This is a genomic window from Burkholderia sp. Bp8998 (assembly GCF_003854235.1).
GTDB lineage: Bacteria > Pseudomonadota > Gammaproteobacteria > Burkholderiales > Burkholderiaceae > Burkholderia.
Genome location: NZ_QTQF01000050.1, coordinates 22,131 through 44,565, shown reverse-complemented (window position 1 = coordinate 44,565; position 22,435 = coordinate 22,131). Strand labels below are relative to the sequence as shown.

Genomic DNA, 22,435 nt, shown 5'->3' with positions numbered 1-22,435 from the left:
ACCCCTGAAGAGGCTATGGCGATGGAATTGGCTGCCGCCGGATTGGCTAAACGTTGCACTTGATTCTTGAGACCACCCAGTGCCTCGAATTGGATGGATTTTTATTATTCCGGAAAATGTGCCGTTCGGGGGCTGTCGGTATTGGGGGGGGCTTGATAGGCAGCGCAGGTTGCTAATGAGGTGAAAACTCTACAGTCTATTCTTTCGTGCGGGTTTCGCCGATTTGTGAATGTACTTGGAGATGGTGTTGTAACTTGTGCTTACATGCTCGAAATGTACGCGCCACGCTGGCTACGGTCACCGGCCGGGCTGGCGCTTTGGTGTTCCTGAACACCGATCACGGCACTCGCGATGCCAAACTGACTGATCGCGTTCGCCGAAATGCGCAAGGAGCAGGCAATGAAAGGCACTGTAGTATCGAAGTCAGAGTTCAAGGGAAAGGCTCTGGAATACTTCCGACAGGTTCAAGCGTCGGGAGAGAGCGTGGTCGTGACCGATCACGGCAAGCCGGTGCTGGAAGTCTGATCGCACTACAGCATTGACCGCAATCCGCTGGACGTGCTGTGCGACTCGGTCATCTGCTATGACGGTCTTACAGCCCCAGTGGACGTAGAGTGGGAGGCAGCGCAGTGATTGTCCTCGACGCGCATGCGCTGTTCCGTTGGGCGAGCGGGAGCGAGGTGCTGAGCCTGAAAGCCCGGAAGTCAATCGACGCGATATGGACGGCGGGCTGATCACATGATCGTGGCGACCGCGCGCAAGCTCGCGGTTCCGCTCGCAATGCCGGGGCCGAATGCCCTAGAAAAACTTCCCGCAGAAAAGATTTTTTTACGAAACAGCAGTTCGCCGCATTTTTCTTTACGGCCAGTCAGACGCGGATCTCGGAAACGTACCGAGCGTCCAGTCTCGCCAATCCCAAGCAAACGCGCACATCGGCTCGCCGGGAATGACGGGGCACGCCGAGCCGCGCAGCGCCGCCCGGAATTGGTCCTGCCATGGCTGAGGAATGTCCTTCAATCGAACGGCATACGGGCGACCATTGTGCTCGATCATAGGCACAGTCTCGAACAGTGCCCGCCTGGCGGCGTTGTTGGTGTCCATCACATCCCTGTTTTCTGTTTGATGGGGAGTCACGGAGTCAAAACTCGCAATAGCGATTCCCCAACGCATTAGCCCATTGTTGCAAACAGACAAGGGTGTTGCGCTCGGCTTCAGTGCGATCGACATAGGCGCCACGCTCCATCTCCGACTCGAGCTTGCGTGCCCAAGCCTCGGCTTCGGCCTTGGTATTGAAGGTGGCTTGCGCACGCGGAAAACCTTTGCGCTTGATGAATGCGCGCCAGGAATCGCCGCGCTTGTGGATGAATGCCAATTTGAGCTCCAGACAAGATTAGGAAATGTCTGGGCTCGATTCTCGGAGTACACCACCCGGGCACCAAAAGCGGATAAGCCGAGGTTTGGTGAAAAGAAAAAGGCCCTATGGCTTTCGCCGTAGGGCCTTGATTCTTTGGGGCTTTTACACACCATGAATTCTGGTGGGCGGTACTGGGATCGAACCAGTGACCCCTGCCGTGTGAAGGCAGTGCTCTACCGCTGAGCTAACCGCCCAAAGAAGCTGAAATTATGTCAGAGCTCTTTGGGTTCGTAAAGCACTTTCTTCAAATATTTTTCAGATCCGTGCAACATGCCCGTCAGCCGGCCGTCGACGGCTCGACGAGATCGAGAATCGAGCCATCGCGCTTGAGCGTCGCGAGCACGATGCTCGAATTGATCGACATCACGCCCGTCGCGCGGTGCAGCCGGTTGATCACGAAGTCCGAGTAGTGGTCGAGGTCGCGCGCGCGCACCGTCAGCACGTAGTTCGAGCCGCCCGTCACGATTTGCGCGGCGATGACTTCCGGCCACTGCTGGATCGCTTCCACGAACCGTTCGTGCCACTCGGGCTCGTCCGGCCGCATCGATACGTGCACGAGCGCCTCGAACGCGACGCCGACCTTTTTCGGTTCGATCGTGCAGCGGTAGCCTGAAATAACGCCGCGTTCCTCGAGCAGCTTCACGCGCCGCAGGCACGCCGACGGCGACAGCGCGACCGCGTTCGCGAGGTCCTGATTGCTGATGCGCCCGTCCCGCTCGAGGTGCCGGAGGATCCGCATGTCGGTTCGATCCAGGGTCATTTCGCAGAATCCCGTAATTTTTGAGATAGCAAGCGCAGACTCTACTGCAATCGGGTCGATTCGTCATCGAAAAGTGAAGCTCATTCTATTTCGTCCTCGATAACATGCACCCCATGCCTCGCCCACACGGCCTGACGCGCTGTCACGCCGCCGGCCGCCTCGCAGCCTTCAACTCCTATCGTCATTCCGTCATGTACGAACACATTCCCGCCTATCCGGGCGACCCGATCCTGTCGCTGTTCCAGGCGTTCCAGCAGGATGCCCATCCGCGCAAGGTCAATCTCAGCATCGGCCTCTACTACGACGACGCGGGCCGCATCCCGGTGCTGGAGAGCACGCGTCTCGCCGCCGAGCGCTTGCGCGAAGCCGGCGCGCCGCATACGTATCTGCCGATGGAAGGGCTCGCCGCGTATCGGCAGGGCGTGCAGCGTCTCGTGTTCGGCGCCGATTGCGCGGTGCTCGCGCAAGGGCGCATCGCGACGCTGCAGACGCTCGGCGGCTCGGGTGCGCTGCGGCTCGGCGCGGAGTTCGTGAAGCGCTATTTCCCCGACAGCGCGATCTGGATCAGCGATCCGACGTGGGACAACCATCGCGTGATCTTCTCGTCGGCCGGCGTCGACGTGCACACGTACCCGTACTACGACGAAGCGCGCAACGATCTTCGCGTCGACGCGATGCTCACGGCGCTCGACGCGCTGCCCACGCGCAGCATCGTGCTGCTGCAGCCGTGCTGCCACAACCCGACGGGCCTCGACCTCGGCCGCGACGCGTGGCGCGCGGTGATCGACGTGCTCGTGCGCCGCGGGCTGATTCCGTTCCTCGACATGGCGTATCAGGGCTTCGGCGACGGTCTCGACGACGACGCATGGGCCGTGCGCGCGATCGTCGACGCGGGGCTGCCGGCGATCGTCAGCAACTCGTTCTCGAAGAACTTCTCGCTGTACGGCGAGCGCGTCGGCGGGCTGTCGATCGTCTGCGCGAGCGCGGGCGAAGCGGCGACGGTGCTGAGCCAGTTGCAGGCCAGTGTGCGCCGTACTTACTCGAGCCCGCCGCTGTTCGGCGCGCAGCTCGTGTCGGCCGTGCTGAACGACGACGTCCTGCGTGCGTGCTGGGAAGACGAGGTGGCCCAGGTGCGCACCCGCATCAAGCGCATGCGCGGCGCGCTGAAGGCGCGGCTCGACGCCCGCCTGCCTGCGCCCGCGTTCGAGGCGCTCGTCACGCAGCGCGGCATGTTTGGCTACACGGGCATCGCCGCGCTCGACGTGGACCGGCTGCGCGCGTCGCACGGCGTCTACCTGCTGCGCTCGGGCCGCATGTGCATCGCGGGCCTGAACGATGCGAACGTCGATCACGTCGCGAACGCGATCGCCGACGTGCTCGGCGGCACGGCGCGCCAGGCCGCCTGAGCGGCCGATCCCGAACCGAAGGAGGACACGATGGCAGACACGATCCCGGTCGACTTGCCGCAACTCGCGCAGCCGTTCTCGTGGGCGACCCGCGCGGGCGGGCTGATGTTTACCGGCCACGGCCCGGTCGATGCGTCCGGCGCGATCGTCGGCGGCACGATGACCGAGCAGGCGCGCATCACGCTCGGCAATCTCGCGAAGGCCGTCGCGGCGGCCGGCGCGACGATGGACGACGTCGCGCAGGTGCTCGTCTACCTGTCTGACGTGAAGGCGATGCCGGAATTCGACGCCGAATATCGGCGCCATTTCCGCGAACCGTACCCGAACCGCACGTGCGTGGGCGTGCAGGGCTTCGCGCACCCCGCGATGCGGGTCGAACTCGTCGCGTACGTCGCGCTGCCGGTGGTACGCGGCTAGCCGGCACGCAACTTCGCGCGGATTGCAGCACCCACGATTACCGACATACCCCAACCAGCACCAACACACATCGAGAAATCAGACAAGGACGGAGACGAAGATGAGGAACATCAGTCGATTCGCACTACCGACGATGGCGGGACTGCTCGCCGCGAGCGGCGCGATGGCGCAGAGCAGCGTGACGCTGTACGGCATCGTCGACCAGAGCATTCGCTACACGACGCATGCGAACGCGTCGAATGACGCGAGCGTGCAGATGACCAACGGCGCGATCACCAACAGCCGCTGGGGCCTGAAGGGCAGTGAAGCGCTCGGCGGCGGGTTGAAGGCGATCTTCCAGCTCGAGAGCGGCTTCGAGCCGCAGAACGGTCAGCTCGACGGCGCGCTGTTCGGCCGCTACGCGTATGTCGGCCTCGCGAGCGACTGGGGCACCGTGAAGCTCGGCCGGCAGGCGACCGAGGCGTTCAACCTGTTCGGCGATCTCGATCCGCTGACGGTCGGCAACTACACGGCCAACATGTGGCCGTACTTTCTTACGCAAGGCCGCGCGAGCAACGTCGTCAGCTACGACGGCACGTTCGGCGGGCTGAACGTCGGCGCCAGCTACGGTTTCGGCGGGGTCGCGGGCAGTCTCGGCGCGAATGCGTACTGGGGCACGCGCGTGTCGTACACGCTCGGCGGGCTGATGGTCGGCGCGACCTACCAGCAGGTGCGCGACCTGAACAGCCGCGCGCAGCAGGCATGGGGCGCGGGCGCACGCTACGCGTTCGGCGCGGCGACGCTGTATGCGGGCTATCTCGGCGGCATCGACCGCACGGGCATGCTCGACCGGCAACTGCTGAACGCGCCGGGCCGCGACGTGGCCTACGGTTCGTTCGCCGACAACCCGCGCCGCGACGCGATCTTCTATACCGGCGCGAGCGTGAAGGTCACGCCGGCGGTATCGGTGACGGGCGTCGCGTATTACGACGACATCCGCAACGCCAACGGCATGGCGGGTAACGGCGGGAAGCGCTATACGGGCGTGCTCGAGGCCGAGTACGCGCTGTCGAAGGCGACGCAGGTCTACGCGACGGTCGACTACAACCGGGTGACCGGCGGCGCGTTCACCGAAATGCCCGGACGCGGCAACCAGACGGGTGTCGCGGCCGGCCTGCGTCACATGTTCTGAGCACGCGGCGCGCGGTGGCCGGTGCGGTCCGGCACCGGCCCGTGCGCCGTCGACGTTTCGACCGGACACACGCTTTCGAACGAGGTGATTCGATGCAACCAGAAGGGCAATTCCAGCACATCGCGGCGCGCGAGCAGGGTCTGCGCCGCACGCTATCCGCACGGCAGATGGCGATGATCGCGATCGGCGGTGCGATCGGCACCGGTCTGTTTCTCGGCAGCGGGTTCGCGATCGGCTTCGCGGGCCCGAGCGTGCTCGTCAGCTACGCGATCGGCGCGTTCATCTCGCTGCTGCTGATGGGCTGTCTCGCGGAGATGACGGTCGCGCATCCGACCTCCGGATCGTTCGGCGCGTACGCAGAACATTACGTGAGCCCGTGGGCCGGGTTCCTCGTGCGCTATGCGTACTGGGCATGCATCGTGCTCGCGGTCGGCACCGAAGTCACCGCGATCGCGCTGTACATGAAGTACTGGTTCCCGGGCGTGCCGGGCTGGCTGTGGATCGTCGGTTTCTCGGCGCTGCTCGTGTTCGTCAACGCACGCAGCGTCGATGTGTTCGGCGCGGTCGAATACGGCTTCTCGGTCGTGAAGATCGCGGCGATCGTCGGCTTCATCGTGCTCGGCGCGTATGTCGTGTTCGGCAATCCTGCACTGGTCGGCGACGGCGCGGCCCGCGCGGGCTTTCACCACTACACCGGTCACGGCGGCTTCTTTCCGAAGGGCATGTGGGGGATGTGGGTCGCGGTGATCGTGTCGATCTTCAGCTACCTGAGCATCGAGATGATCGCGGTCGCGGCGGGCGAGGCGGAAGATCCCGAGCGTGCGGTGACGCGCGCGTTCCGCTCGACGATCGTGCGGCTCGTGCTGTTCTACCTCGTCACGCTCGCGCTGATGCTCGCGATCGTGCCGTGGACGGCGGCGGGGCGCGACGAGAGCCCGTTCGTGAAGGTGATGGAGGCGATCCACCTGCCGGGCGCGGCCGGACTGATCAATTTCGTCGTGCTGATCGCCGCGCTGTCTGCGATGAACAGCCAGCTCTACATCACGACGCGGATGATGTTCAGCCTGTCGCGCGCGGGTTATGCGCCGAAGGCGCTCGGCGAAGTGAACGCGCGCGGCGTGCCGTTCGGCGCGCTGCTGCTGTCGACGCTCGGCATCGCGCTCGCGACGGTCCTGAGCGTGCTGTATCCGGACGCGTCGTTCACGATCATGATGTCGGTGTCGATGTTCGGCGCGCTCTTCACGTGGATGATGATCTTCGTCACGCATTACTGCTTCCGGCGGCGTCGCGCGGCGCTCGGCCTGCCGGCGCCCGCGTTCCGGATGCGCGGCTTTCCGCTGCTGACGCTGCTCGGCGCTGCACTGATGCTCGCGGTGATGGTGACGACCTACTTCACGGCCGAATTCCACATGACGCTGATCTTCGGCATTCCTTTCCTGATCGCGCTGTCCGTCGTGTACGCGGTGTGGTACCGGCGCGCGCAGCCGGCGCTGCAGCCGGAAGCGAAGTAACGGAGACGTGCCGGCGCGAAGTACCCGCGCGCCGGCTCAGCCCGCGAGCGCGGGCAGTGCGTCGATCGACGCACGCACGTAGTCGGCGAAGCGCAGCGCGACCGGTTCGGCGGTGCCGCTGCGCTTCAGCTCGAGCGTGCGCGATTCGAGCGACGCATCCCTCAGCGGCCGGAACGCGAGCCGGTCGCTCTTCACCTGCTGCAGCACGCGCGGCACGAGCGCGATGCCCATCCCGAATTCGATCATCGACAGGATCGTCTGCCACAGCCGCGCCTCGTGACGGATCAGCGGGCTGAATCCCGCGTTCACGCATTGCGCGATGATCAGGTCGTGATAGTGCGGCGCCGCGTCGCGCGGAAACAGGATGAACGGTTCCGCGGCCAGCTGGGCGAGCGCGACCTGCCGGCGCCGCGCGAGCGGATGCGCGGCCGGCAGGCAGCACACGAAGGGTTCCGCGTAGACGGGCGCCGATTCGACCTCGGGCGGGCAGTGGCCCCAGTGCGCGTAGCCGAGATCGATCTGGCCGCGCTGGATCGCCTGCACCTGCGCCTGCGTGTTCATCTCGCTCAGCACGATCTCGACGCCCGGGTAGTCGGCCTCGAAGCGCCGCACCGCGTCGGGCAGCCCGCGATACAGCATCGAGTGAACGAAGCCGATCCGCAGCCGGCCCGCGAGACCGGACGCCGAGCGCACCGTGAGACGCTCGGCCTCGGCCGCCTGCAGCAGCAGACGGCGCGCTTCGCCGAGCAGCACCGCGCCCGCGTTGGTTAGCGCGACCGTCTTGTTGGTGCGCGAGAAAAGCTGCACGCCAAGCGTCTCCTCGAACTTGCGGATATCGAAGCTCAGCGCCGGCTGCGAGATGAACAGGCGCTTCGCCGCGCGCCCGAAATGCAGTTCCTCCGCGACCGCCACGAAGTAGCGCAACTGCCTCAGTTCCATGCTGTCTCCTCGCCGCATCGGCATCGATAAGCGTGGTCTATCGTACCGGACAAATCCTGTATTGGACGCTTATCGATCGCGCGCCTACGCTCTGCTGAACGCCTGGCATCAGCCGGCCATGCCGCCGCCGCCGCGCGGGCGCCGGCCGGCAACCGGGCCACCATGGAGACGCATGCATGAACGACACCGCCCGCACGCCGGACACCGGCGCAGCCAACAACATCCCCGATAGCCGGGGCATCAATTTCTTCACGGCCGATCCCGATCTCGGCGCGTTGCTGAAGCTGCATCTCGGCGCGACCCAATACGCACGGCTCGAACCGCAGCTGCATGCGCTGGGCGCGCGCGTATCGGGCGAACTCGACGCATGGGCGTCGCGCGCGGACAAGCATCCGCCCGTGCTCGAGCACCGCAACCGGCGCGGCGAGGCCGTGCAGCGGATCGACAAGGATCCCGCGTATGTCGCGCTCGAACGCGTCGCCTATTCGGAACTCGGGCTCGCGTCGCTGAGCCACCAGCCCGACGCGGTGGCGCCGCTCGTCAAGTACGCGCTGACGTTCCTGTTCGTGCAGGCTGAATTCGGGCTGTGCTGCCCGGTCAGCATGACCGATTCGCTGACGCGCACGCTGCGCCGGTTCGGCGAGCCGGCGCTCGTCGAGCGCTACCTGCCGATGCTTGCGTCGCGCGATTTCGACACGCTGTTCCAGGGCGCGATGTTCATGACCGAGCAGGCGGCCGGCTCCGACGTCGGCCGCATCGCGACGCGCGCGGTGCGCGAAGCGGACGCGCAAGGCGGGACGGTGTGGCGCCTGTACGGCGACAAGTGGTTCTGCTCGAACGCGGACGCCGATCTGGCGATGGTGCTCGCCCGGCCGGACGGCGCGCCGGACGGGATCAAGGGGCTCGCGCTGTTCCTGCTGCCGAAGACGCTGCCGGACGGCACGCGCAACCGCTACCGGATCGTGCGGCTGAAGGACAAGCTCGGCAGTCGTTCAATGGCGAGCGGCGAGATCGCGCTCGAAGGCGCGCAGGCCTGGCTGATCGGCGAGATCGGCCGCGGCTTTCACCAGATGGCCGACATGATCAACATGTCGCGGCTGTCGAACGGCGTGCGCGCGGCGGGGTTGATGCGGCGCGCGCTGAACGAGTCGCTGCACGTGGCCGCGCACCGTGCCGCGTTCGGCCGCAAGCTGATCGAGATGCCGTTGATGCAGCGCCAGCTGATGAAGATGCTGCTGCCCGCCGAGGCCGCGCGCGCGATGTTCATGCAGATCGCGCTGCTGCTGCCGCGTGCGGATGCGGGTGACGAGCAGGCCGTGCGCTGCGTGCGCATCCTGACGCCGCTGATCAAGTTCCGCGCGTGCCGCGACGCGCGCCGCGTGACGGGCGACGCGATGGAGGTGCGCGGCGGCACCGGCTACATCGAGGAATGGAGCGATGCGCGCCTCGTGCGCGACGCGCATCTCGGCTCGATCTGGGAAGGCACCAGCAACATCGTCGCGCTCGACGTCGCGCGCGCCGCGCAGCGCGAGCAGGCGCTCGACGCGCTGCGTACTTTCCTTGGCGACCGCCTTGGCGCGACGCCACTGCCCGACGCGAGCCGCGCGGCGCTGCGGCGCATTTTCGCGCGCGCATGCGATGCGCTCGCGCGGGTCGCAGCGGAAGGCGACGACGCACGCGTGCGGCAGGCCGCGTCGGCGCTGTACTACGCGAGCGCGGCCGTGCTGATGGCGTGCGAGGGCGCGCAACTCGCGCCCGATTACCGGCGCCTCGCGCTCGCACACCTGATCGTGCGCCACAAGCTGCTGCCGGTCGACCCGCTCGCGCCGGCGTCGCGCGACGACGAAGCGCCGGCGTTCGACGCGCTGCTGCGCGGAACGCCGGTGCCGCTCGACATGGCGCTCGACCTGCTGCCGGAGGTCGAACGATGAACGCGACGAAAGCGACGAAAGCGACGAAAGCGCCCCGTGGCGCACTGGACGGCCTGAAGGTCGTCGACCTGAGCCGCGTGCTCGGCGGCCCGTACTGCACGCAGGCGCTCGCCGACCACGGCGCGACGGTGATCAAGATCGAGCCGCCGGACGGCGACGAGACGCGCGGCTGGGGGCCGCCGTTCCTCGGCGACACCGCGTGGTACTTCATGGGCGTGAATCGCAACAAGGAAGGGCTCGCGCTCGACCTGTCCCGCGACGAAGGGCGCGCGATCCTGTGGCGCCTGCTCGAAGACGCCGACGTGCTCGTCGAGAACTTCAAGCCCGGCACGCTCGCGCGCTGGGGGATGGACTACGCGCGCGACCTGCAGCCACGTTTCCCGCGCCTGATTCACTGCGCGGTGACGGGCTTCGGCGAGGACGGTCCGCTCGGCGGCCTGCCCGGCTACGACGCGGTGATCCAGGCGATGGCCGGGCTGATGAGCGTCAACGGCGAACGCGACGGCGACGCGATGCGTATCGGGTTGCCGATCGTCGACATGGTCACCGGGCTCAACGCGCTTGCCGGCATCCTGCTCGCGCTGGCGGAGCGCGAGAAGAGCGGGCAGGGCCAGTCGATCGACATCGCGCTGTACGACTGCGGCGTGTCGTTGTTGCATCCGCACCTGCCGAACTTCTTCGGCTCCGGGCGCGTGCCCGAGCGCAGCGGCAACGCACATCCGAACATCGCGCCGTACGACAGCTATCGCACTGCAACCGTACCGATCTTCCTCGCGGTCGGCAACGACCGGCAGTTCGCACGCCTCGTCGCGCATCTCGGTGCGCCGGCGCTCGCCGGCGATCCGCGCTTCGTCGACAACCGCAGCCGCTGCGCGCACCGGCCCGAACTGAAGGCCGAACTCGAGGCGCGGCTCGCCGCACATCCGTGCGAGCCGCTGGCGCGCGACCTGATGGCGGCGGGCGTGCCGTGCGGGCCGGTGCGCACGGTCGCCGACGTCGCGCGCGACCCGCATGCGCTGCACCGCGCGTTGTTCGTCGAGATCGGCGCCTATCGCGGCACCGCATCGCCGGTGAAGCTGTCGCGCACGCCGGCGACCTATCGTTCGCTGCCGCCCGCACTCGGCCGCGACACGCGCGCGGTGCTTGACCGCCTCGGCGTCGATGCCGCGCTCCAGCAGCAATTGTTCGATGCCGGCGTGCTGAAGGTCGCGCCGGATCAGACGTGAGCCTTCTCGGCCGACGGATCGCGAGGAGACGCAGCGCAACGTAAGGCGACACCGCCAGCCGGCGGCGCAAGGCCGGCCATCCGGCAAGGCGCGCGACAGTCGCGCCGCCGATCACGAACATGGAGACATCGATGAGCCGTCCGCAATCCCCGTCCGCCGCCCAGCCGCGGCCCGGCCGTGCCGCCCTCGCGGCATTCGTCGGCACCACCATCGAGTGGTACGACTTCTACATCTACGGCACCGCCGCCGCGCTCGTGTTCGGCAAGGTGTTCTTTTCGAGCACGATGGATCCCGGCGTCGCGACGCTGCTCGCGTTCGTCACGTTCTGGGCCGGCTTCGCCGCGCGGCCGCTCGGCGGAATCGTGTTCGGGCATCTTGGCGATCGCGTCGGCCGCAAGACCGCGCTCGTGATCACGCTGGTGATGATGGGGCTTGCCACGACCGGCATCGGCCTGCTGCCCGGCTATGCGTCGATCGGCGTGTGGGCGCCCGCGGGCCTCGTCGTGCTGCGCGTGCTGCAGGGCATCGCGGTCGGCGGCGAGTGGGGCGGCGCGGTGCTGATCGCGAGCGAGAACGCGCCGAAGCATCGCAGCATCCTGTATGCGGCGTTCGCGCAGCAGGGTTCGCCCACCGGCAACCTGCTCGCAACCGCCGCCTTCTTCGCGCTGAGCACGCTGCCGACGCCGTCGTTCCTGATGTGGGGCTGGCGCATACCGTTCCTGCTGTCGGCGGTGCTCGTGATCATCGGGATGGTGATCCGGCTGCGGCTCGAGGAATCGGTCGACATGCAGCGCGTGCTCGCGCGCAAGCGCACCGTGAAGCTGCCGCTGCGCGACGTCGTGCGCGACCACTGGCCCGTCGTGCTGCTCGCGGCCGGCACGCTGCCGGTGATCAACGTCACGTACTTCCGCAGCACGTTCGCGCTGTCGTGGGCGACCAAGGCGCTCGGCTATGCGCAGGGCACGTTCCTCGGCATCCTGTCGATCTCGCTCGTCGTGCAGTTCCTGATGCAGCCGGTCGGCGCGTGGTTCGTGTCGAAGGTCGACATGCGCCGCGCGATGTGCTGGATCCTGATTCCGGAGATCGTGCTGATGCCGGTGATGTTCCATGCGCTCGCGACGCGTTCGTACTGGGTCGCCGTCGCGGGGATGTGCATCTCGACGATCCCGTCGGCGATGTTCTACGGTGCGGTCGGCGGCGTGCTCGCGCGCGTGTTTCCGGCCAACATCCGCTATACGGGCCTGTCGCTCGCGTACCAGCTGAGTGCGCTCGTTGTCGGCGGCGGCACGCCGGTGCTCGCGCAGGCGATCCTGAACACGACCGGCAGCATCGTCGGCGTCGCGATCGCGTCGGGGCTGTACGCGCTCGTGTCGCTCGCGTGCATGCTCGCGCTGCTGAATCGCACCGGCTACCGCGCGGACGAGCTGTCGACGGCCGAGCGCAGCGACGCGGCCGAGTGGGGCACCGAAAGCGCGAGCGATGAAGGTCCGGCTGGCGCGACGGCGCAGCCGGACGATCGTGGCACGTTGAAACCGGCGGGTTGACCCGGGCAGGCCGGCGCGGACTACCGACTTGCCGACTCGGCGGCAGCGAACGCGCCTGCCGGATCGCATCGGCTCGATTCCGTCACCCCAAAAACAAACGGCACCGTGCGATACACGGTGCCGTTTGCCTTGCATTGCTTCGCGACGAGGCCTGCGCGGCCGGCCTGTGCGATGCGCGGCGCGTCAGCCTTCCGTCGGCGGCACGTAGCCGGACGCCTGGTCCGCGCCATCGCCGAAGAAATACTTCTCGGTCTGCTTCATCAGGTATTGGCGTGCGCGCGGATCGGCCATGTTCAGGCGGTTCTCGTTGATCAGCATCGTCTGCTGCTTGAGCCAGCCTTGCCATGCTTCCTTCGACACGCTTTCGTAAATGCGCTTGCCGAGTTCGCCCGGCAGCGGCGGGAAATCGAGACCTTCGGCTTCCTTGCCGAGCTTCGCGCATTGGATCATTCGAGCCATCGTGTACTTCTCCTGTAATCGGTCTGGGGGAGGGCAGTCGTGCCTGCGCTCAGAGCTGCTTCATCAGCACGAGCGACTTGCGCTGCCAGTTATAGAGTTTGCGGCGGTCTTCCGGCAGGTCGTCGACGCTGACCTTGACGAAGCCGCGCTTGAGGAACCAGTGCTCGGTGCGCGTCGTGAGCACGAAGATGTGCGTGAGGCCGCGCGCGCGGGCGCGCTGCTCGATGCGCTTGAGCAGGCGTTCGCCGTCGCCCGAGCCCTGCGCTTCCGGCGCGACCGTCAGGCACGCCATCTCGCCGATCTTTTCCTGCTGGTACGGATACAGCGCCGCGCAGCCGAACAGCACGCCATCGTGCTCGATCACCGAGAAGTGGTCGATGTCGCGTTCGATCTGGTGGCGGCCGCGCCGCACCAGCGTGCCGTCCGACTCGAGCGGTTCGATCAGCGACAGGATGCCGCCGACGTCGTCCGGCGTCGCTTCGCGCAGGCTCTCGAGGTTCTCGTACGAGATCATCGTGCCGACGCCGTCGTGCAGGAACAGTTCGAGCAGCATGCTGCCGTCGAGCGACTGCGGAATCAGGTGGGCCCGGGTCACGCCGCCGCGGCAGGCGCGGATCGAGTGCTTCAGGAAGAACGCGTCGTCACCCTGGACGTTGCCGGAATCGAGCAACTCGGCGGCCGCGTCGAGCGACATTTCGCGGACCAGCTCGCCTTCGTCGTCGACGATGCCGGGCGCTTCGGTCAGGAAGATGATCTTGTCGGCGCGCAGCGCGATCGCGGCGGCCGATGCGACGTCTTCCATCGACAGGTTGAACGCCTCACCGGTCGGCGAGAAGCCGAGCGGCGACAGCAGCACGAGCTTGCGGCTCGCGAGCGAATGACGGATCGATTCGGCGTCGATCTTGCGCACGATGCCGGTGTGTGCGAAATCGACCCCGTCGAGAATCCCCACCGGCCGTGCGGTCACGAAGTTGCCGGACACGACGCTGATGTGCGCGTGCGCCATCGGCGAGTTCGGCAGCCCCTGGCTGATCGCGGCCTCGATGTCGAGACGCACTTCGCCGGCCGCTTCCTTCGCGGATTCGAGCGCGCGCGCATCGGTGATGCGCAGCCCGTGCGAAAACTCGGATTCGACACCATGCAGGCTCAGCTGCTCCTCGACCTGCGGCCGCGAGCCGTGCACCAGCACGATCTGGATGCCCATCGCCTGCAGCAGCGCGATGTCGGACACGAGCGCGTTCAGGAGCCCCTGCTGCACCACTTCACCGCCGAACCCCACGACGAACGTGCTGTTGCGGAACTTGTGGATATAGGGCGCGACGGAGCGCATCCAGTCGACGAACTGCGCGTGGCTGGCGGCCGAATCGTCGGCGGCCGGCGGCGTCGCGGCGCCGGTCTGGGCGGGAGGGAGGTCGGTTTGGGAATTCATGGGCGGGATTATAATGCGCCCCCATGTCGAATGTACCTAAAAGTCCCGCGCCGACGCGGGCCAAAGCGCCGTCGGCGAAGCACCCGGATGGTGCGGCCGATGCGCGTCATCAGCAGGGCCAGCCGCCGCGCCAGCCGCAGCAACAGCAGGCAGGCAAGCCGCCGCGCGGGCCGCGCGGCGATGAGCGGCGCGGCGAGGCGGGCCAGCCGGCCGCGAAGGGCGCGCCCCAGGCCGCCGGCGAGCGCGCGCCGCGCCGCGAACGTCCGTCGCGCGCGACCGTCGCGCCGAATCCCGTTCCGCCGATCACCTATCCAGAAAGCCTGCCCGTGTCGGGCAAGCGCGACGAAATCGCGCGCGCGATCGCCGGTCACCAGGTTGTCATCGTCTGCGGCGAAACGGGTTCGGGCAAGACCACCCAGCTGCCGAAGATATGTCTCGATCTCGGCCGCGGCCTCGGTGCCGGCGGCACGGGCCTGATCGGCCATACGCAACCGCGGCGCCTGGCCGCGTCGTCGACCGGCCGGCGCATTGCCGAGGAGCTCGGCACACCGTTCGGCGAGGTGGTCGGCTACAAGGTGCGCTTCACCGACAATCTCGCGCCGGGCGCGTCCGTCAAGCTGATGACCGACGGCATCCTGCTCGCGGAGACGCAGACCGATCCGCTGCTGAAGGCGTACGACACGCTGATCATCGACGAGGCGCACGAGCGCAGCCTGAACATCGACTTCCTGCTCGGCTACCTGAAGGAGATCCTGCCGCGGCGGCCCGACCTGAAGCTGATCGTCACGTCCGCGACGATCGATGCCGACCGCTTCGCGCGCCATTTCGGCACCGACGCGCGCCCGGCGCCCGTGATCGAGGTGAGCGGGCGGCTGTATCCGGTCGAGATGCGCTACCGCCCGGTGGCCGAGGATCGCCCGGCCGTGAAGCACGCCGAGGGCACGGGCGGCCGCGACCGCGTGAAGACCGCGCGCGAGGCCGAACGCGACCTGATGGACGCGATCGTCGACGCGGTCGACGAACTGTGCCGCGAAGGCCCCGGCGACGTGCTGGTGTTCCTGCCCGGCGAGCGCGAGATCCGCGAGGCGGCCGAGGCGCTGCGCAAGCACCATCCGCCGCATACCGAGATCCTGCCGCTGTTCGCGCGGCTGTCGGCGGCCGACCAGGACAAGGTGTTCAAGGCGTCGAACGCGCGCCGCATCGTGCTCGCGACCAACGTGGCCGAAACGTCGCTGACGGTGCCGGGCATCCGCTATGTCGTCGACACCGGTCTCGCGCGCGTGAAGCGCTATTCGTACCGGAACAAGGTCGAGCAGCTGCAGGTCGAGTCGATCTCGCAGGCGGCCGCGAACCAGCGCGCGGGCCGCTGCGGCCGGGTGGCCGATGGCGTCTGCATCCGCTTGTACGAGGAAAGCGACTACCAGGCGCGCGCGCGTTTCACCGATCCGGAAATCCTGCGTTCGTCGCTCGCGTCGGTGATCCTGCGGATGAAATCGCTGCACCTGACGGCGATCGAATCGTTCCCGTTCCTCGAGCCGCCGCCCGGCCGCGCGATCGCGGACGGCTACCAGCTGCTCAACGAACTCGGCGCGGTCGACGACGACAACGCGCTGACGCCGCTCGGCTGCGAACTCGCGCGGCTGCCGCTCGATCCGCGCGTCGGCCGGATGATTCTCGCCGCGCGCGACCAGCAGTCGTTACGCGAGGTGCTGATCATCGCAAGCGCGCTGTCCGTGCAGGACCCGCGCGACCGTCCGATCGAAGCGCAGGAGCAGGCTGACCAGGCGCACCGCCGGTTCGCCGACGAGCGCTCCGAATTCCTGCAGTGGCTGAAGATCTGGGCATGGTTCGAAGAGGCCGTCGCGCACAAGAAGTCGAACCGCCAGCTGATCGACGCGTGCCGGCAGAACTTCCTGTCGCACCTGCGGCTGCGCGAATGGCGCGACGTCCATTCGCAGCTGCTGACGGTCGTGCGCGAGCACGGCTGGCGGCTCAACGAGGTCGAGGCGACCTACGAGCAGGTCCATCTGGCCCTGTTGACGGGCCTGCTCGGCAACCTCGGCATGAAGGCCGACGACGATCCGCACTATCTCGGCGCGCGCGGGATCAAGTTCTACCTGTGGCCGGGCTCCGCGCTCGCGAAGAAGGCCGGCCGCTGGGTGATGGCGGCCGAGCTCGTCGAGACGAGCCGGCTGTATGCGCGCTGCCTCGCGAAGATCGAGCCCGAGTGGGTCGAGAAGATCGGCGCGCACCTGCTGAAGAAATCGCTGTCGGAGCCGCACTGGGAGAAGCGTCCCGCGCAGGTCAGCGCGTTCGAGCGCGCGACGCTGTACGGGCTGCCGATCTACCACCGCCGGCGCGTCGCGTTCGGCAAGCAGGATCCGGCCCGTGCGCGCGAGCTGTTCATCCGCGGCGCGCTGGTCGAAGGCGAATTCGACACGAAGCTGCCGTTCTTCGCGCACAACCGCAAGCTGCTCACCGACATCGAGCAGCTCGAGCACAAGTCGCGCCGGCAGGACGTGCTGGTCGACGACGAGCTGATCTACGCGTACTACGACCAGGCGATTCCGGAGGGCGTCCACACGGGCGCCGCGTTCGAGCGCTGGTATCGGGACGAGGTGAAGAAGGGCGGCCAGGCGGAGGACAAGCAGCGCCTGTTGTACCTGTCGCGTGACGACCTGATGCGGCACGAGGCGGCCGGCGTGACGACCGAGCTGTTCCCGAAGCGCGCGACGATGGCCGGTGTCGAGATGGCGCTCACCTACCATTTCGAGCCCGGCACGCCGCGGGACGGCGTGACGCTCGCGGTCCCGCTGTACGCGCTGAACCAGGTCGACGCACGCCGCTGCGAATGGCTCGTGCCGGGGATGCTGAAGGAAAAGGTGCAGTTGCTGCTGAAGTCGCTGCCGCAGAAGCTGCGCCGGCACTGCGTGCCGCTGCCCGAGTACGCGGCCGGCTTCGTCGAGCGGATGGGCCGCGAGCGCTTCGGCGCGGGCGGGCTCGTCGAGGCGCTGATCGCCGACGTGCGCGGCGAGACGCAGGTCACGATGAAGACGGCCGACTTCAAGCTCGAGACGCTGCCCGCGCACCTGTTCATGAACTTCAAGGTGATCGACGAGCACGGCCGCCAGCTCGCGATGGGGCGCAATCTCGCGCAACTGCGCCAGGAGCTCGGCGCGCAGGCGCAGCAGCAATTCCAGAAGATCGCGGCGGCATCGACGATCGCGCCCGGTGGCGACGCGGGCGGGGGCGACGCGGGTGACGCGCCGGCGCCCGCTGCCGCGCCGGGGGCGACCGCGAAGGCCGGCAAGGGTGCGGCGCCGCACACGGCCGCCCCGGCGGAAGCCGGCGCGACCGCGCTGTACGAGAACCTGACGACGTGGAACTTCGGCAAGCTCCCCGAGCTGCTGGAGATCCGCCGCCGCGGCCAGACGCTGTACGGGTATCCGGCGCTCGTCGATCGCGGCACGCATTGCGATGTCGAGGTGTTCGACTCGCCGGAGGAGGCCGCGCGGATTCACCGGGCCGGCTTGCGGCGGCTGTTCGCGCTGCAGCTGAAGGAGCCGATCAAGTTCCTCGAGAAGAACCTGCCGGGGTTGCGCGAGATGGCGATGCAGTACATGTCGCTCGGCACGCAGGACGAGTTGCGCGACCAGTTGATCGACACGGCGCTCGATCGCGCGTGCCTGCAGGACCCGCTGCCCGACGACGACGCGAGCTTCCACGCGCGCCGCGACGAGGGCCGGAGCCGCCTGAACCTGCTCGCGCAGGAAATCGCGCGGCTCGTCGGGCAGATCGTTGCCGAGTACGCGGGCCTGGCGAAGAAGCTCGCGCAGGCAAAGCCGTTCGCGCAGGCTCATGCGGATCTGCAGCAGCAACTCGCCGCGCTGGTCGGCAAGCGCTTCGTGATCGACACCCCTTATGTGCAGCTGGCGCACTTCCCGCGCTACCTGAAGGGCATCGCGTTGCGGATCGACAAGCTGAAGGCCGACCCGGCGCGCGACGCGAAGCAGTCCGGCGAACTGCTCCCGCTCGTTCAGCAGTACCAGCGCGCGGTGTCGCAGCGCGGCGGCGTCGCCGACCCGCGGCTCGCGGAATTCCGCTGGCTGCTGGAGGAACTGCGCATTTCGCTGTTCGCGCAGGAACTGCGCACGCCGATGCCTGTCTCTGTCAAGCGTCTGCACAAGGTCTGGGAGTCGATGCAGCGCTAGCGCAACGGCGGTCGTCCGGGCCCGCACCGGCGGCCGGCCCGGTCGTCCGCGCGGCGCCTGCCGCGGCGGGCCGCATGGCGGCCGCGGCGTGCGTCGAAATGGCGCAACGTCGATTCTCGTCAACCGGCGGGGCTGGTTGAACGTTTTACAATGACTGCTGTTCCACGACGTGAGTCTTCATGCGCACCTTCCTTTCCTTCGGCCGCACGCTTGCGCTGGCCGCCGCCGTGCTGGCGCCCGCCGCACACGCGAATAACGTGATCATCCTCAACTCGGCCGAAGCGACGCTTTCCCTGATCGATCAGCAGACCCGGCAGGTCGTCGGCACGATGCCGACCGGCAAGGAGCCGCACCACCTGATGGCGACGCCGGACAATTCGTCGCTGATCGTCGCGAATTCGGTCTCGAACAGCCTGATGTTCGTCGATCCGAAGACGGGCAAGCTGCAGCGCACGGTCGAAGGCATCGAGGATCCGTACCAGCTCGGCTTCTCGCCCGATCACAAGTGGTTCGTTTCGACCGGGCTGCGCCTCGACCGGCTCGACATCTACAGCTACGACGGCCGCGACCTGCATCTCGCGAAGCGCTTGCCGCTCGCGGTGATGCCGAGCCACATCGCGTTCACGAAGGACAGCAAGACCGTGCTCGTGTCGCTGCAGGTGTCCGGCGAGATCGCGGCGGTCGACCTCGCGACGCAGGCGGTCAAGTGGAAGATGCCGGTCGGCAAGGTGCCGGCGGGCCTGTGGCTCACGCCGGACGACAAGTTCCTGCTGGTCGGGATGACCGGCGCGGATTACGTCGCGGTGGTCGACTGGCGCAACCAGAAGATCGTCAAGCAGATCTATACGGGCAAGGGCGCGCACAACTTCCGCTCGCTCGCCGACGGCACGCACGTCGCGATCACGAACCGGGTCGCGAACACGATCAGCATCATCGACGAGAACACGCTCACCAACGTCGGCGACATCACCGGCCTGCTGCCGGGCCCCGACGACATGGAGCTGTCCGCCGACAAGAAGACGCTGTGGGTGACGTTCCGCTTCGCGAAGAAGGTCGGGATTATCGATCTGGCATCGCGCAAGCTGGTGCAAACGATCTCCGTCGGCCGTTCGCCGCACGGGATCTACTTCTACGACCGCGCGCCGTGGAAGGCTGCGAACGGCGCGTGACGGGCGGAGGCGGACGATGCTGCACCTGATCGATGCGTTCGTGTCGGACATCCAGACCTGGCTGTACGTCGACGTCGTGCAGCCGCTCCTCTTCAAGTTCAACCTGATGGACTATGACGAGGACACCTACGACGCGCTGTACTGGGTGATCATCGGCGCGCTCCAGATGGTGCTGATGTTCGCGCTGCTGCGCCCGCTCGAGGCGCTCGCGCCCGTCGAGCGCTGGAAGAACCGCCGCGCGGTGCGGGTCGACGTGATCTATACCGCGATCTCGAAGCTCGGCATCTACACGCTATTCTTCTTCTTCGCGCTGCAGCCGGTGTTCGACAACTTCCAGGCGTGGCTGCGCCTGCACGGCGTCGCGAACGTCAACCTCGACTATCTGTGGCCGGGTGTGACCTCGAAGCCGATCGTCGCGTTCGCGATCTACCTCGTCGTGCTCGACTTCGCCGGCTACTGGTATCACCGCTGGCAGCACAAGTTCGGCATCTGGTGGGAGCTGCACGCGGTGCATCACAGCCAGCGGCAGATGTCTCTCTGGTGCGACGACCGCAACCACCTGCTCGACAACGTGATCCAGTCGTGCTTCTTCGCGGCGATCGCGCTCGTGATCGGCGTGACGCCGTCGCAGTTCGTCGTGCTGACCGCCGTCACGAACTTCGTGCAGAGCATCCAGCATACGAATGCGCGGCTGTCGTTCGGCTGGCTCGGCGAGCGCCTGCTCGTGAGCCCGACCTTCCACCGTCGCCACCACGCGGTCGGCTACGGCCACGAAGGCACCAAGTACGGCTGCAATTTCGGCGTGCTGTTCCCATGGTGGGACATGATGTTCGGCACCGCGTCGTGGAACCGCACGGTCGAGCCGACCGGCATCCGCGAGCAGATCGAAGGCGTGTCCTACGGCGATGGCTTCTGGGCGCAGCACGGCCTTGCGTTCGTGCGGATCTTCCGGCGCCTCGTTCCCGCGAAGCGCGATGCGGCGTCGGCCTGACCCCGCCACTTTCCCGTTGAACGGCTTTCCGACACGGCCCGCATGTGCTTTGGCGCATGCGGGCCGTGTGGTTTATCCTTTCCCCGTTTTTCTTCGTCGATACAGGTTCGCATGAACGATTTGCTGCGCTCCTTCGTCCGGGCTTTCGCCAGCGCGCTGCATCCGCGCATGCTGTGGCTCACCCTGATGCCGTTCGTCGTTTCCGCGCTGCTGTGGGGCGTGGTGCTGTGGTTCTCGTGGCAGGCGCTGATCGATGCCGCGCGCGGCGCGCTCGACGGTTTCGTGCTGACGGCCGCGCTGTACCGCGCGTTCGACGCGATCGGGATGTCGCAGCTGCATGCGGTCGTCGCGCCGTTCGTCGTCGTGTCGCTCGCGATTCCGCTGATCGTGCTGACCGTGCTGCTGCTGATCGCGACGATCTCGATGCCGGTCGTGATCAAGCACCTGTCGAACCGGCAGTTCGCCGCGCTGGAGGCGAAGCGGGGCGGCACGTTCTTCGGCAGCGTGTTCAATTCGCTCGGCGCGGCGATCGTGGGCGTCGTGCTGCTCGTCGTCACGATCCCGCTGTGGCTGATTCCGCCGTTCTTCGCGCTGCTGCCGCCCGTGATCTGGGGCTGGCTCACGTACCGCGTGATGACCTACGACGCGCTCGCGCAGCATGCGAGCCGCGACGAGCGCCGCGCGCTGGTGCGGCAGCATCGCTGGCCGCTGATCGGCATCGGCGTCGCGACCGGGCTGCTCGGCACCGTGCCGACCTTCGTGTGGGTGTCGTCGGTCTGGATGATGGTGCTGTTTCCGTTCGTGGCGGCGGCCATGATCTGGGTTTACGCTTTCATCCTCGTCTTCTCGGCACTGTGGTTCGGGCACTATTGCCTGCGCGCGCTGGACGACCTGCGCGCGAGTACGCGCGCCACCGCAATCGACATGGGGCAGGCATGAGCATCGGCATCATCATCATCGGCGACGAAATCCTTTCGGGCCGCCGGCAGGACAAGCATCTGGCGAAGGTCATCGAACTGCTCGGCGCGCGCGGCCTCGCGCTCGACTGGGCTGAATACGTCGGCGACGATCCGGCGCGGATCACCGCGACGCTCGCGCGCGCGATCGCATCGAGCGACATCGTGTTCTCCACGGGCGGGATCGGCGCGACGCCGGACGACCACACGCGCCAGTGCGCGGCCGCCGCGCTCGGCGTGCCGCTCGAACTGCATCCGGAAGCGAAGGCGCTGATCTCGGAGCGCATCCGCGAGACGCACACCGATGCGGCCACGCCGGTCGACTTCGAATCGCCGGAAAACCAGCATCGCTTCAACATGGGCGTGTTCCCGGCAGGCGCGACGATCATCCCGAACGGCTATAACCGGATTCCCGGCTTCTCGGTCGGCGATCTCCATTTCGTGCCGGGCTTCCCGGTGATGGCGTGGCCGATGATCGAATGGGTGCTCGACACGAAGTACCAGCATCTCCATCACGCGACGCCGCATGCGGAGCGCTCGCTGTACGTGTTCGAACTGCCGGAGTCGACGCTCACGCCGCTGATGGAGAAGATCGAGCGCGATTTCCCGGGCGTGCGCGTGTTCAGTCTGCCGAGCGTCGGCGATGCCGAGCGCGGCGGGATCTATGCGCGCCGGCATATCGACCTCGGCGTGAAGGGCGAGCCGGAGGCGGTCGCGGCCGCATTCGTGAAGCTGCGCGAAGGCGTGCACCTGCTCGGTGGCGACGTCGTTGAACCGGATACGCCGCGCGCCTGAGCCACGCCGCGCATCGATGGCCCATACGGACCGCGGAGCGGCCGTACATAAACCACGGGCCGCGCAACGCGGCCCGTCATCGGGATGTCATCGCCCGGCTCGACGA

At 67.3% G+C, this 22,435-nt stretch carries 18 protein-coding genes, 1 tRNA gene and 1 pseudogene; 13 read left to right on the top strand and 7 right to left on the bottom strand.

Features of this window, described 5'->3' with window-relative positions; all coding sequences use genetic code 11:
* Positions 1–399: 399 nt before the first annotated feature.
* A pseudogene (locus tag DIE06_RS33110) lies at positions 400–633 on the top strand (type II toxin-antitoxin system Phd/YefM family antitoxin).
* Positions 634–858: 225 nt separating this feature from the next.
* On the opposite strand, the gene DIE06_RS33105 reads toward DIE06_RS33110, so the two are convergent.
* From DIE06_RS33105 to DIE06_RS33090, 4 genes are all read right to left on the bottom strand, one after another.
* Entirely contained in the window at positions 859–1,101 is a 243-nt protein-coding gene (locus tag DIE06_RS33105; protein ID WP_124665043.1) for a hypothetical protein, read from the bottom strand.
* 37 nt (positions 1,102–1,138) lie between these two features.
* Entirely contained in the window at positions 1,139–1,372 is a 234-nt protein-coding gene (locus DIE06_RS33100) for a hypothetical protein (RefSeq protein ID WP_124665042.1), read from the bottom strand.
* A gap of 161 nt (positions 1,373–1,533) precedes the next feature.
* A tRNA-Val gene (locus tag DIE06_RS33095) sits at positions 1,534–1,608 on the bottom strand.
* A gap of 83 nt (positions 1,609–1,691) precedes the next feature.
* Entirely contained in the window at positions 1,692–2,174 is a 483-nt protein-coding gene (locus DIE06_RS33090) for an Lrp/AsnC family transcriptional regulator (RefSeq protein WP_124665041.1), read from the bottom strand.
* Between the two features lie 191 nt (positions 2,175–2,365).
* Between DIE06_RS33090 and DIE06_RS33085 the strand changes: the two genes are divergently transcribed.
* From DIE06_RS33085 to DIE06_RS33070, 4 genes are all read left to right on the top strand, one after another.
* Positions 2,366–3,580: an amino acid aminotransferase gene (locus tag DIE06_RS33085; RefSeq protein WP_124665040.1), complete on the top strand. Its 1,215-nt coding sequence runs from the start codon at positions 2,366–2,368 to the stop codon at positions 3,578–3,580.
* 30 nt (positions 3,581–3,610) lie between these two features.
* The gene (locus tag DIE06_RS33080; protein WP_124665039.1) at positions 3,611–3,997 is read left to right on the top strand and encodes a RidA family protein; all 387 of its coding nucleotides are present in this window, start codon (positions 3,611–3,613) and stop codon (positions 3,995–3,997) included.
* 100 nt (positions 3,998–4,097) lie between these two features.
* Complete coding sequence (locus DIE06_RS33075) at positions 4,098–5,168, top strand: porin (RefSeq protein ID WP_124665038.1); 1,071 nt, start codon at positions 4,098–4,100, stop codon at positions 5,166–5,168.
* 92 nt (positions 5,169–5,260) lie between these two features.
* Positions 5,261–6,679, top strand: coding sequence for an amino acid permease (locus DIE06_RS33070; protein ID WP_124665037.1), 1,419 nt, complete (start codon positions 5,261–5,263; stop codon positions 6,677–6,679).
* Between the two features lie 36 nt (positions 6,680–6,715).
* Here DIE06_RS33070 and DIE06_RS33065 read toward each other — a convergent pair whose 3' ends face one another.
* Positions 6,716–7,618: a LysR family transcriptional regulator gene (locus tag DIE06_RS33065; protein ID WP_124665036.1), complete on the bottom strand. Its 903-nt coding sequence runs from the start codon at positions 7,616–7,618 to the stop codon at positions 6,716–6,718.
* 176 nt (positions 7,619–7,794) lie between these two features.
* On the opposite strand from DIE06_RS33065, the gene DIE06_RS33060 reads away from it, so the two are divergent.
* From DIE06_RS33060 to DIE06_RS33050, 3 genes are all read left to right on the top strand, one after another.
* Positions 7,795–9,549, top strand: a complete 1,755-nt coding sequence (locus DIE06_RS33060) for an acyl-CoA dehydrogenase family protein (protein ID WP_124665035.1) — start codon at positions 7,795–7,797, stop codon at positions 9,547–9,549.
* Positions 9,546–10,775 (top strand): CaiB/BaiF CoA-transferase family protein, encoded by a 1,230-nt coding sequence (locus tag DIE06_RS33055; RefSeq protein WP_124665034.1) that lies wholly within the window; start codon positions 9,546–9,548, stop codon positions 10,773–10,775. The genes DIE06_RS33060 and DIE06_RS33055 overlap by 4 nt, the downstream gene beginning before the upstream one ends.
* Before the next feature lie 131 nt (positions 10,776–10,906).
* Positions 10,907–12,319, top strand: coding sequence for an MFS transporter (locus DIE06_RS33050; protein WP_124665033.1), 1,413 nt, complete (start codon positions 10,907–10,909; stop codon positions 12,317–12,319).
* A 183-nt stretch (positions 12,320–12,502) separates the two neighbouring features.
* On the opposite strand, the gene DIE06_RS33045 is transcribed toward DIE06_RS33050, so the two are convergent.
* Positions 12,503–12,778 carry an oxidative damage protection protein gene (locus tag DIE06_RS33045; RefSeq protein WP_006478357.1) on the bottom strand — a complete coding sequence of 92 codons (276 nt, stop codon included), beginning with the start codon at positions 12,776–12,778 and terminating at the stop codon, positions 12,503–12,505.
* Between the two features lie 49 nt (positions 12,779–12,827).
* Positions 12,828–14,207 carry an amino-acid N-acetyltransferase gene (argA, locus tag DIE06_RS33040; protein WP_014896599.1) on the bottom strand — a complete coding sequence of 460 codons (1,380 nt, stop codon included), beginning with the start codon at positions 14,205–14,207 and terminating at the stop codon, positions 12,828–12,830.
* 23 nt (positions 14,208–14,230) lie between these two features.
* On the opposite strand from argA, the gene hrpA reads away from it, so the two are divergent.
* The 5 genes from hrpA (at position 14,231) to DIE06_RS33015 (ending at position 22,329) form a co-directional block, all read left to right on the top strand.
* A complete protein-coding gene (hrpA, locus tag DIE06_RS33035; protein ID WP_124665032.1) occupies positions 14,231–18,418 on the top strand; it encodes an ATP-dependent RNA helicase HrpA in 4,188 nt (1,395 codons plus the stop codon).
* A gap of 179 nt (positions 18,419–18,597) precedes the next feature.
* Positions 18,598–19,587, top strand: a complete 990-nt coding sequence (locus DIE06_RS33030) for a beta-propeller fold lactonase family protein (protein ID WP_124665031.1) — start codon at positions 18,598–18,600, stop codon at positions 19,585–19,587.
* Positions 19,588–19,603: 16 nt separating this feature from the next.
* Positions 19,604–20,578, top strand: a complete 975-nt coding sequence (locus tag DIE06_RS33025) for a sterol desaturase family protein (RefSeq protein WP_124665030.1) — start codon at positions 19,604–19,606, stop codon at positions 20,576–20,578.
* A 111-nt stretch (positions 20,579–20,689) separates the two neighbouring features.
* Positions 20,690–21,517, top strand: a complete 828-nt coding sequence (locus DIE06_RS33020; protein WP_124665029.1) for an EI24 domain-containing protein — start codon at positions 20,690–20,692, stop codon at positions 21,515–21,517.
* The gene (locus DIE06_RS33015) at positions 21,514–22,329 is read left to right on the top strand and encodes a molybdopterin-binding protein (protein ID WP_124665028.1); all 816 of its coding nucleotides are present in this window, start codon (positions 21,514–21,516) and stop codon (positions 22,327–22,329) included. The genes DIE06_RS33020 and DIE06_RS33015 overlap by 4 nt, the downstream gene beginning before the upstream one ends.
* Positions 22,330–22,435: the final 106 nt, after the last annotated feature.